This is a genomic window from Serratia sp. J2 (assembly GCF_046269175.1).
GTDB lineage: Bacteria > Pseudomonadota > Gammaproteobacteria > Enterobacterales > Enterobacteriaceae > Chania > Chania fonticola_C.
In genome coordinates, this window is sequence record NZ_JBKABN010000019.1 from 20,605 (window position 1) to 31,902 (window position 11,298).

The window sequence follows — 11,298 nt, forward strand, 5'->3', positions numbered from 1 at the left end:
GGAATCAATTATCCATAAAATAACGCGTGGGATTAAGTTATCAGATATTTAGGCTATGAATAGAGGGACCACATGGAATTTGGGAAAAACGCCATGCGGTCAGATTGATGACAAAGCGATGTGCACACATGCTGCGCCCACGGCCCCTCTTAAAGATAACAGTGCAACTGTATGACCCGCTTAACCGTTGTTAATGCCTCACGGAGGGTGGGCAGCGGCAGCGAACCCAACGCCAAACGCAGGGCATGTGGTATATGAACCGAAGTAGCAAAAGGTTCTGCGGTAGAGAGCGAAATACGCTCTTTTAGCAGGGCTGCGGCGATGCGATCCGCCCTAACCTCCTCTGGCAAGGGTAACCACAGAAAATACGAATCAGGGTGGCCAATATAGTTCAGCTCGCTCAGTGCTTCACGAGCGATTGACTGACGTAACCGGGCATCTTGGCGTTTTTCGTCTTCTAGCCGCATAACGGTGCCGTCTTCGATCCACTCACACAGGATCGCGGTCATGATCGCTGGGGTATTCCAAGTGGTTGCCCTGATGGCTCGTTCCAATGCGGGGATCCATTTTTCCGGCGCGGCCACTATGCCAACACGCAACCCGGTCGCAACATTCTTGGAAAAACCGGAGATATATACCGTGGATTCAGGGGCGAGACTCGCTAACGGCAATGGCGGTTTCTCTGCCAGATAGGCGTAGGCGGCATCCTCAATGATTAGCAGCCCATGCTCACGCGCCAGCGCCACCAACCGATGCCTCTGTGACTCGCTCATCACCCAGCCAAGTGGATTATGCAGCGTTGGCATGCAGTAAACGGCCCGCACCTGTCGGCGCTGGCATAGCCGTTCAAGTTCAGCCAAATCAGGGCCGTCGCTTAACGCGGGAATGGCGACCAGCTCAAGATGGTAGCTCTCGGCCAGGATTTTAAAGCCCGAGTAGGTCAGGGCATCAACCGCGACCACGTCGCCCGGTTGCAACAGCCCCATCACGGTGACGGCTAACCCTTGTTGAGCGCCATTAACCAGTAAAATGTTCTCTGCCGCCAGGTTTAAGCCACGGTGGCTCAGATGTCTGGCTACGATAGCCCGCTCGTGTGGCCGGCCTGCATGGGGTTGATAGCGTAGCAATGCGTCCAGATCGCCGGAGGAAGCCAACTGGCGTAAAGCAGCCCTCAGCAGTTCGCTTTGTGACGATAGCGTTGGGTAATTGAAGTTCAGATCGAGCATGTCCGTGGCGACGGCCTGCTGATCGATGCCCAAGCCCGGCGGCAGCGAAATCTCCCGAACAAAGGTCCCCCGACCCGTTTCTCCGCTGACTAACCCCATCGCTTCAAGTTCCGCATACACCCTTGAGGCAGTGACCAATGACATACGTTCCTGGGCGGCAAGCTGGCGATGGGTGGGCAAACGGGTCCCTGGTATAAGACGCCCTGCGCGAATATCAGCGGCAAAGCTATCGACCAGCGATTTGTAACGAGCACGCGCCATAGCAACTTGTATCCATGACAATTTTTTGATTGTCATTATTTTGCGGCATAACATGCCGATCCACAATCTTCCAACGTCGAAAATAAGGGTGTCCCATGCAGGTGAAGAACGAGGGAAACAGCACCAGCGGCTGGCTCAACGGCTTTCTGGGCATGGTGATCTTCAGCGGTTCACTCCCCGCCACCAGAGTCGCCGTGCTCAGTTTTGATCCTCTATTTCTTACCGTCGCTCGTGCTTCTATCGCTGGCTTGATCGCACTCCTGCTGTTAGGGCTGTTTAAGCAACAGCGGCCACGAGGCGATCAGCTATTCTCTCTGGTGATCGTTGCATTGGGCGTGGTGGTGGGTTTCCCACTGTTGACCGCGTTAGCGCTTCAGCATGTCACCTCAGCCCATTCCATCGTCTTTCTTGGCCTGCTGCCGTTAGCCACCGCGATATTTGGCGTGTTACGGGGTGGCGAGCGCCCTCGCCCGGCTTTCTGGCTGTTTTCCATTATCGGCAGCCTGTTGGTGATGAGTTTTGCGTTTGTTCAGGGGGTTTCCGCTTCGCTGGTCGGGGATGCGTTAATGCTGGCTGCGGTGGTGGTTTGCGGGTTGGGCTATGCCGAAGGGGCAAAACTGTCGCGGGAGTTAGGTGGCTGGCAGGTGATCTGTTGGGCGCTGCTGCTGGCGTTACCCGTGATGCTGGTGACTTCACTGCTGCTGATGCCTTCATCCCTCGAGGCTATCCGCCTGCCAGCCTGGATAAGCCTGGCCTATGTTTCGCTGTTCAGCATGTTGATTGGTTTTATCTTTTGGTATCGGGGCCTGGCCCAGGGGGGTATTGCCAGCGTCGGCCAACTGCAATTGCTGCAGCCCTTTTTTGGCCTGGCGCTGGCGGCAGGCTTTCTGCGTGAACCCGTCAGCCTGCTGATGTTGGCCACTACGTTGGGGATTATCCTCTGTGTGGCGGGATCGCGACGATTCGCCGGTTAACTCACCCGCAAATAAGCAAACAGCAGGGCTAGCAGGATCACAGCGACGATGGTGGCAATAGCCAGGCGATCGGCAAAAAGACGGCGCATTGGCTCTCTCCTCAGGCAAAGTTATAACGCTCGCAATGGTAGCGCGACATCGGCACGTGCAAATCGGCCAGCGTCTGCTCTATCACGTCCATCATGACGTTCGGACCACAAATAAAGTACTCATGTTCGGCATAACCGGGTGGCAGATGGCGTTTGAACAGTTCCGCAGTGATAAAGCCCCGCTCACCAGGCCAGTCCTCTGGAGGCTGTGTCAACACATGGACAACTTTCAGGTTCACTCTTTGTTCCAAGGCGGCCAGTTCCTCACGAAAGGTGACCGACTCCCAGTCTTTGCTGCCATAAATCAGCATCAACGGTTGGCGATCGCCACGATCGGCCAGCGTGCGGATCATGCTTATCATCGGCGTAATGCCCACACCACCAGCAATCAGCACGCGCAGATCGGCCTGTTTACCCAGCGTGAACGCGCCATAGGGGCCGTCAAGATAGACGCGTTGCCCAACCTGCAATGTAGCAATAGTGCTGGTGAAATCACCCAGATTACGAATGGACATCTCGACCTGTCCATCCGCAACTTCGGCACTGGAGGAGAATGAGAACGGGTGGCCCGTAAGGCTGAATGGGCTACCCCAGACGGTCAGCCAACCAAACTGACCGGGGGAAAAGCGAAAGCCTGGATGCCCTTCCGGCTGCATCAGCAACGTGGTGGTGTCTCCCCGTTCCTGGCGCACTGCCGCAATCCGATAAGGCTTGCGTAGCATAAACAGGGGTTTGATGATCCGCACATACAGCAACAAGGCGAGCCAAAAAGCGATCAGCGCAATCCACAACCCACGTTTCCAAGGATCATCCAGATAGAAACTCCAGCCAATCATATGCAGGATCCCAGCCCCAAGCGCGATCAGTGCCAGGATGATATGAGTAAGATGCCAGGTTTCGTAACGGATATTCAATTGCACGCGCCAAAGCGCGGTGACCACCAACGCAATTAGCGAATAGGTTGAGAGCGCGGCAAAACGGGCGCGCCAAGGGGCTTCAATAAAGTTGAGTAATGCCAGCAGTTCGGGGCGGACGACAAACAAGATTATCGGGTGGGCAATCACCAGCCCCACGGCGATCAGCGAGATACGACGGTGAAAATGGTAGAGAACATCTTCGCCCAATGGTTCGGTCACGTAGCGGAAACGAGCGGTCAGACCGAACTGTAACCCCATCATTGCCAACCCAGCATAGCCTAAGGCAACTGAAAACTCGGTCCAGAAATCTCTCGCGGGCGGCATAGCACCCAATAGTAAAGCAAACAGCGGAGCAAGAATGAAAAACAGATAAATCAGCAGCCAGCCAGCACTGCGCAGTGTGTAGTTCATTGCCATACCCCGTGCCGAAAGCCTTGATCTCAGTATAATTCAGCATCAGCTATTTGCTATTTTATGGCGAGAGGTTACCACCTCGCACCAGAGTTTAACTCCCCGTTTTCGCTTTCAGCGATTCACCGATAGCGTAGAACTGCCCACCGGCAATATAGTGCAGGCTTCGCAGTGCAGGTTCGGCGGTGTCAAAATGCCAGTGACCCTCTTTAAACACCCGCGTATCGGACCAGGCACCGGTCACTTCGCCAATAAACAAATCGTGGGCCTGCTGATTATGGGGCTCAGAGATCAGCCGACACGCCAACCAGGCAGAGCATCCGGCCACAAAAGGCAGTGGTCGATCGTCAAAACTGAACAGCTCGACGCCACAGTTTGCCAGTTTGTCGGGGTCGGTATGCAGGCTGCGGTTGCCAACCTCATAGGTCAGCTGTAGCTGGGCCGCAGTGGGAACCTGGATCACAAAGCGCCCACTCTGCTCGATCAGCTCACGGGTTTTGGTCATCTTGTCTAGCACCACCGTCAGCTTCGGCGGCGAGAAATCCAGCGCACAGGCCCAGGCGGCGGCCATCACGTCATTGACACCGTCGTGGCTGGCGGATACCAACACCGTCGGGCCGTGATTAAGCAGGCGATAGGCCTTTTCCAAGGCCACGCTGGCAATAGGTTGGTTCATCATTTATCCCTCAAAGTTAGGCTGGGCTGGATACATTATCGTAGCTCGGCCGCGAGCCATTGTGAAAGACATGTTGGCGGCAGCAGAATTTGTGACAACGTCACTCCTGTATGACGGGCTGCCCCTTGCGATAAAACTGGCTCCACAGTGCCAACAACAACCCCAGTGCTGCTAAAACGGCCGCCACCAGATAGGTCAGCTGTAAACCTGCCGTGCTCCCTAACCGTATATCGCTGGCTGCCGAGGCCAAAGCGAATATGCCCCCCATGGCGGAAGCCCCGATGATAAAGCCAAGGTTGCGCGCCAGATTTAACAGACCGGAAGCCCCCCCACGCCGCTCGATGCCAACCTGTTTGATCACCGCCGTGTTGTTGGCCGCCTGAAATAAAGCATAGCCTGCGGTGATCAGGCAGATAGGTAATATATAGCCCAAAACGCCCTGCGTGGCTGACATCATCGACAAGGCTAATGCTCCCAGGCAGACTCCCAGTAATCCCAGGCTAATCATCTGCGGTGCGCCGAAGCGATCGACCAGATATCCCGATGGCACACCCGACATTGCAGCGATCAGCGGCCCGGCGGACATGACCAAGCCAACCTGCTGTGGCGCTAACTCTAATCCGTGCGCAAGATAGAACGGCCCTACCACGAAGGACGTCATGATCACCGTACTCACCAGCATATTGGTTAGCAGGCCGCTGCTCAGGATTGGCTGACGCAGTAGGGCCAGTTGGACCAACGGGCTTGCTACTTTTTTCTCAACCCAGACGAACGCACAGGCCGCAACGGCTGTTCCCAACAGCAGCAGGCTATTGAGCGAACCGAAATGGCCGTGCCCTAACGTCATGGCCAGCGAAAATAGCGCCAGCGTCAAACCGAGCAATGCCATTCCGACGAAATCAAAACCACCCCGTTTCGTTACCTGCTGCGGATCGGTTTGCGGGAGATAGCGATAAACACAAAACAGCGCGACGCCCCCCAGCGGCAGATTAATCAGGAAAATTGATTGCCAGCCAAACCCGGTAATCAAGACGCCACCCAGCGTTGGGCCAAGCGCAGTTCCCACTGCGGATAAGGTGCCGAGCAGCCCCATCGCCTGTCCGACTTTCTCCTTGCTGATGGTTTCGCCAACTAGCGCCAGAGTGATGGCCATCATCACCGCGCCCCCTAAGCCTTGCACAACACGGGCAGCAATCAGCCACCAGAGGGTAGGGGCGACAGCACAGCCCAGCGAGGCGAGCATAAATAGGCTCAGTCCGGCCAGTAATAGCGTGCGACGGCTGATGATATCCCCCAATCGCCCGACGCCCACAATCAGCGTGGTGATCGCCAGCAGATAAGCGATCACCACCCACTGTACATCTTGAAATGAAGCACCGAACACCTGCGCTAATGTAGGTAGGCTGACGTTGGTGATGCTGCTGGCCAGAGAGGAGAGCAGCGTTGGCAAGGCCAGACTGATTAGCCCGCCGCGCAGGGCCGAAGGTGGTGCGGGCAAGATATTTGGTACGGTAGATTTCATGGTTGGCTGACTCCTGAATTAACTTGTCAGTCAGCGTATGGCAAACCATGACATGGCGGAAGACGCATGGAATACAACTTATAAGTGCACCAAACGCCCTATGTCAGAATCGGGCGCAGCATGCAGCGCCCCTACGGTTGAATTTAGCAATACCTGTGAGCTTTCTCACAACTCCGTGATAAAGCCGGGGGCGAGCAAAAAATGGGAACTGTATAAACAACCGCTGGCAAGCCGCCCTTGACGCTCTCGGTATACTCAAGGCGAATCAACCTGAGTGAGTAAGTAAAATGAAAACAATAGAAATCGTCTCAGACAGTTATGTGAAGGTCGGCGTACGGGAAAAGATTGGCTATGGCTTCGGCGATCTGGCCTCCAACCTGTCGTTTGGCTTTGTCTCCCTGTTCTTACTGTTTTTTTACACCAATATTTACGGCATCAGCGCGGTACAGGCGAGCCTGATCTTTGTGATTGCCAGGGTGCTGGATGCGATTTTTAACATCTTTGTCGGTTACTTTATTGATAAGACTCAAACCCGGCACGGCAAGCTGCGCCCTTACCTGCTGTACGGCGCGGTGCCCTTGGGGATTTTGACGGTCCTGTGTTTCAGCACCTTCGACAGCGACTATAAATTTTATTACGCGCTGATCACCTACACCCTCTATTGCCTGGCCTACACGGCGGTCAACACGCCCTATTCTGCCATGACCAATATGCTGACCCAGCACGAAGGCTCACGGGCTTCACTGTCGGTTTACCGCTTTGTGTTGGCTATTGTGGGTTACTTGATTGTCTCGACCACAGCCGACCTGCTGATCTCACAGTTCACCGATCAGAAGATGGGTTATGTGTTTGCCGTCAGCTGCTTTAGCCTGTTGGCCACCTTCTTCTTCCTGGCGTGCTTTGGTATGACCAAAGAGCGGGTAAAAAGCCTGCCAGATCAAAAGGCCCCCACGCTTAAAGAGATGATCACCGCCGTTTCCGGCAACCTGCCGTTAATCCATCTTTCCCTGTTCACGGTGTTTTTCTATATCGCCTATACGGTATGGATGGCCATTGCTATCTACTTCATCAAATACACCCTGGGAGATGAAAGCTTTACCGCCAAGTTCTTCATGATCCAATCTGCGGCCTATGTGGCGGGTACGGTGATCTCAGAAAAGATCATCAGCCTGATGGGCAAAAAGAAAATGGTTCAGTTGGGGCTGCTGATCGGGATTGCCGGCTTGCTGTTCCAATACTTCCTGGCGGGTGATAACGCCTACCTGATTATGACCGGCGTGTGCCTGTACAGCATTACTCTGGGAATGGGCTTTGTCGCGATGTGGTCGATGATTGCCGATACCGTTGAGTATGCCGAATGGAAACACGGCGTACGTACCGAAGGGGCCATTTACGGCTTCTTTAACTTCATCACCAAAATTGCCATGGCGATTGGTGGCGGCTGTGCCGGCTTGATGCTCGATTACTTTGACTACTCGTCCGAGCATATCAGCGCCAACGCGCTCAACGGCATCAATATGATGATGACGCTGTTTCCTGGCCTGATGTTTGCCCTGGGGATGCTGTTTATCTTCTTCTACAAGCTGGATGAGCACACCTACCGGAATATCATCAAAGACATTGAATTGCGCAAAGCTAGCGCGCAGTAACCAGCAGGTAACCCTATGAAAAAAAATTTCCACGCCATCATTGCCGCCATGACTGCCGAAGAGAAAGTGGCGCTGCTCAGCGGTAGCGGTTTATGGCGTACCGCCAGCTTCCCACAGTATGGCATTAGCGACATTGTGATGACGGATGGCACCTACGGTGTCCGTTACAGCACCAGCCAGATCGAACAGGGGGAAAATTGGCACATTAGCGATTTTCTGGCCGTGATTGGCCAAAGCGCTGGCGAGGTGGAAGAACAAAAAGGCGGCTCTGAGGCACTGTTCAGCAAATCCAAACCGGCCACCTGCTTCCCGAATGGTTCAACCCTGGCCTGCAGCTGGGACGTGGATCTGGTGTACCAGATGGGCGAGGCGTTGGCCAAAGAGTGCCAGGAGATGGGCGTCGGCATTCTGCTTGGCCCGGGGATCAATATTCGCCGCACACCTTTGGCTGGCCGTGGCTATGAATATTACTCGGAAGATCCGGTGGTCAGCGGTGACGTGGCCGCAGCCCTGATCAATGGGCTGCAGGACGGTGGCGTGGGTGCCAGCCTGAAGCACTTTGCCGCCAACAACTCGGAATACCGCCGTACCGAGATGGATTCGGTGGTGGAAGAACGGGCGCTGCGCGAGATTTACCTCTCGGGATTCAAGCGGGCGATCGACAAATCCACCCCCTGGACGGTAATGTCGTCCTATAACCGGCTCAATGGCGTGCAAACGTCGCAACACCACTGGTTGCTGACCGAGGTGCTGCGCAATGAGTGGCGCTATGACGGACTGGTGATGTCCGACTGGTACGGCATCAAAGACCGCCCCGCTTCTTTGCTGGCGGGTAACGATTTGGCGATGCCGGAAACCCAGCGTGATAAACAGGAACTGTTGCAGGCGATCGAGCGTGGAGAAATCCCTACAGAGGTTCTCGATACTGCCTGCCTGCGGATGTTAACCCTGATCGACAAGGTGCAGCGCCACCGCAAGCCGGGTACCAAAGCCGATTACCCGCAACATCATCGCTTGGCACAGCAGTTGGCTGCCGAATCGATGGTGTTATTGAAAAACGAAGGCAATATCCTGCCGCTGCAAGCCGGCAAGAAAACTACCATCGCCGTATTGGGTAAACCGGCGCAGGAGCCGGTGATCCAAGGTTCAGGCTGTGCTACTACCGTGCCTTACATGCTCGATCGTCCGCTAGATGAAATTTTCGAGGTGGCCGGTAACGACTTCCAGATCGACTATGCCATCGGCACCCCGGATGATAATCACGTCGACCCGCAGGCGCAGGCACATGCGGTTGAGCTAGCCAGCAAGGCGGACGTCGCCGTGGTGTTCGTCAGCACTGCCATTGGCGAAGATGGCGAAAACGGCGATCGCCGGGATCTCAATATCTTACCAAGCCATGAAGCGCTGATCCGTGCGGTAGCCAAACAACAATCCAATGTGGTGGTCGTGTTGGCTAACAGTGATGCGGTGGTGATGCCTTGGCTATCAGACTGCAAAGCCCTGCTGGAGACCTTCTTTGCGGGCCAGGGCATGGGCCGGGCGGTGGCGGATATTCTGTTTGGCCGAGCCAACCCCTGCGGCAAGCTGACGGTTACGGTGCCCAACACTCTGGAAGAAACTCCAGCATGGCTCGATTACCCAGGGGAAAACCTGCGCCATCACTACAGTGAAGGGCTGTACGTAGGTTATCGCTACTACGACCGACGTAAGCTGACGCCGCAGTTCCCGTTCGGTTTTGGCCTGAGCTATAGCCAGTTTAGCTATGCCAAGCTGGCGACTTCGGTCACCGAACTTGAGGAGGGCCAGCCCTTAACCGTCAGCGTTGAGGTGACCAACCGTGGCGATCGGGCCGGTAAAGAGATCGTGCAACTTTACCTGACTGCACCGCAGGGAGATCTGGCACGCGAAGTCCTGGCGTTGAAAGCCTTCGCCAAGGTGCATCTTGAGGCGGGCGAAAGTAAAACGGTGACCATGACGCTGGAATGGCCGGATTTTGCCTGTTTCCATCCGGGTATGGCCGCTTGGGTAGTCGATCCTGGCGAGTATCAGCTTCACGTGGCACGTTCTTCGCGGGATATCGCGCTGAGCACGGTGGTCAAGCTGTGCGCCAAGCCCTATTATTTACCGCTAAAGGTGGACAATTCGTTGCAGCAACTGATCGCTACCCCACCGGCTTTTGACCGAGTGGTGAGGTTATTGGTCAGCAAGAACGGCTTGCCGGAGGCGCTGATGCGCGAAAAGCTCATCGCGATAGCTCCGGATCTGTTCTGCGGCCTGTTTATCGCCCTGACGGAGTTCCTGGCTATTGATATTACTCAGCAGGAGTTGGAGGCTGCATTAGCGGAGCCTGCCGCCTTGTGACCCCTCACCCCAACCCTCTCCCGCAGGGAGAGGGAGCTGTACGGTGATGTAAATAAGTACGTAATTCAATTTTCGGCATTTTAACTCTGGGCACAGGAGTAAAGTTGTAGCACGGACAGTTCCCTCTCCTTGGGGTTAGGGAGACGGAGAAAGACGCCGCCCTAATCAGACACGTATTTTCATCACCAACCTCAGGGGATTAATAAGCCGATGTTTCCTTTCTCTGTTACGCGACAACCCAAGCCGCAGTCCCATCGGCAGGCGCAAGCAGCGATCCATGAGGGCAGCGGCTATGAGCTGATCTCGTTTGACGCCGAAAAACTCAACGTCTTCGCCGCTGAAGTTTACTACTGCGAGCCCCATTGGCACTCGGCCCCTGAGCTGATCTGCATCCTGTCCGGCGAGTTTTCCGTCACCCTCGGCCATGCCACCTCAGTGGCCAGCGCGGGAAGCATGCTGTATATCAACCCGGACGAAATCCACTCCCTTGAAGCTCGCGCCCCAAACAGCCAACTGCTGACCATCCAGTTTTCCCCCCATCTGTTTGATGAAACCCATCCGGCCCCGCTGATGTTTAATCAGGGCGACCGCACTGCAGAGCAGCAGATTAGTAACGCCGTGATCGCCCTGCTCGATAACCTGGTCACGGCACAACCTTCGTTTACCCGCATTGCCCTGGTTTATCATCTTTTGGGAACGCTTGTTGCAGCAACGCCAAGCCAGGCCGACCAACAGCAGGTTAGCGTCAGGAAAAAAGACCAGCAGTTGGTCAAATACGGCATTGAGTTTATCAACCAGCATTTTGACGATGAGCTCAACCTGGCCACCATTGCCGAACACGCTGGCGTCAGCTATCACCACTTTTCCCGTATTTTCAAAAAGATCAGCGGCTACAACTTTAAAGAATATCTGACCATGATCAGAATTAATAAGGCCAAACTGCTGCTGAAAGACACCAACATCCCGATCACCGACATCAGCTACACCTGCGGTTTCAGCGGCCATAAACAGCTGATTTTTGCCTTTAACAAATATTGCCGCATGACGCCAACCGAGTTCCGAAAAAGCTACCTTACCGCCATCAATTCGGCGGCAAAGCTGCAGATCATGACCGATTTCCGCTGCCTGCCACTGGATCGGCAGATCGTTGCACGTTTACAAAGCTTCAACGCTGACCCGCAATAATTAAAATAATCATTGCCCTATACCGCC

8 protein-coding genes are annotated in these 11,298 nt (G+C 54.9%); 4 read left to right on the top strand and 4 right to left on the bottom strand.

Annotated features, from left to right (window positions below; all coding sequences use genetic code 11):
* Positions 1-149 precede the first annotated feature (149 nt).
* Positions 150-1,487, bottom strand: coding sequence for a PLP-dependent aminotransferase family protein (locus ACKWMY_RS18815; protein WP_409486817.1), 1,338 nt, complete (start codon positions 1,485-1,487; stop codon positions 150-152).
* 95 nt (positions 1,488-1,582) lie between these two features.
* Between ACKWMY_RS18815 and ACKWMY_RS18820 the strand changes: the two genes are divergently transcribed.
* Complete coding sequence (locus ACKWMY_RS18820) at positions 1,583-2,461, top strand: DMT family transporter (RefSeq protein WP_074031120.1); 879 nt, start codon at positions 1,583-1,585, stop codon at positions 2,459-2,461.
* Positions 2,462-2,561: 100 nt separating this feature from the next.
* Here the strand turns inward: ACKWMY_RS18820 and ACKWMY_RS18825 are convergent, their stop codons facing one another.
* The 3 genes from ACKWMY_RS18825 to ACKWMY_RS18835 form a co-directional block, all read right to left on the bottom strand.
* Positions 2,562-3,878: a ferric reductase-like transmembrane domain-containing protein gene (locus ACKWMY_RS18825; protein WP_409486818.1), complete on the bottom strand. Its 1,317-nt coding sequence runs from the start codon at positions 3,876-3,878 to the stop codon at positions 2,562-2,564.
* A gap of 94 nt (positions 3,879-3,972) precedes the next feature.
* A complete protein-coding gene (locus ACKWMY_RS18830; protein ID WP_024530980.1) occupies positions 3,973-4,554 on the bottom strand; it encodes a flavin reductase family protein in 582 nt (193 codons plus the stop codon).
* Between the two features lie 100 nt (positions 4,555-4,654).
* Positions 4,655-6,076 carry an MFS transporter gene (locus tag ACKWMY_RS18835; protein WP_409486819.1) on the bottom strand — a complete coding sequence of 474 codons (1,422 nt, stop codon included), beginning with the start codon at positions 6,074-6,076 and terminating at the stop codon, positions 4,655-4,657.
* Between the two features lie 287 nt (positions 6,077-6,363).
* Here ACKWMY_RS18835 and ACKWMY_RS18840 point away from each other — a divergent pair, with 287 nt between their 5' ends.
* From ACKWMY_RS18840 to ACKWMY_RS18850, 3 genes are all read left to right on the top strand, one after another.
* The gene (locus ACKWMY_RS18840; RefSeq protein WP_409486820.1) at positions 6,364-7,725 is read left to right on the top strand and encodes an MFS transporter; all 1,362 of its coding nucleotides are present in this window, start codon (positions 6,364-6,366) and stop codon (positions 7,723-7,725) included.
* A 15-nt stretch (positions 7,726-7,740) separates the two neighbouring features.
* Positions 7,741-10,086: a beta-glucosidase gene (locus tag ACKWMY_RS18845; RefSeq protein ID WP_409486821.1), complete on the top strand. Its 2,346-nt coding sequence runs from the start codon at positions 7,741-7,743 to the stop codon at positions 10,084-10,086.
* A gap of 210 nt (positions 10,087-10,296) precedes the next feature.
* The gene (locus ACKWMY_RS18850; RefSeq protein ID WP_409486822.1) at positions 10,297-11,271 is read left to right on the top strand and encodes a helix-turn-helix domain-containing protein; all 975 of its coding nucleotides are present in this window, start codon (positions 10,297-10,299) and stop codon (positions 11,269-11,271) included.
* Positions 11,272-11,298 lie beyond the last annotated feature (27 nt).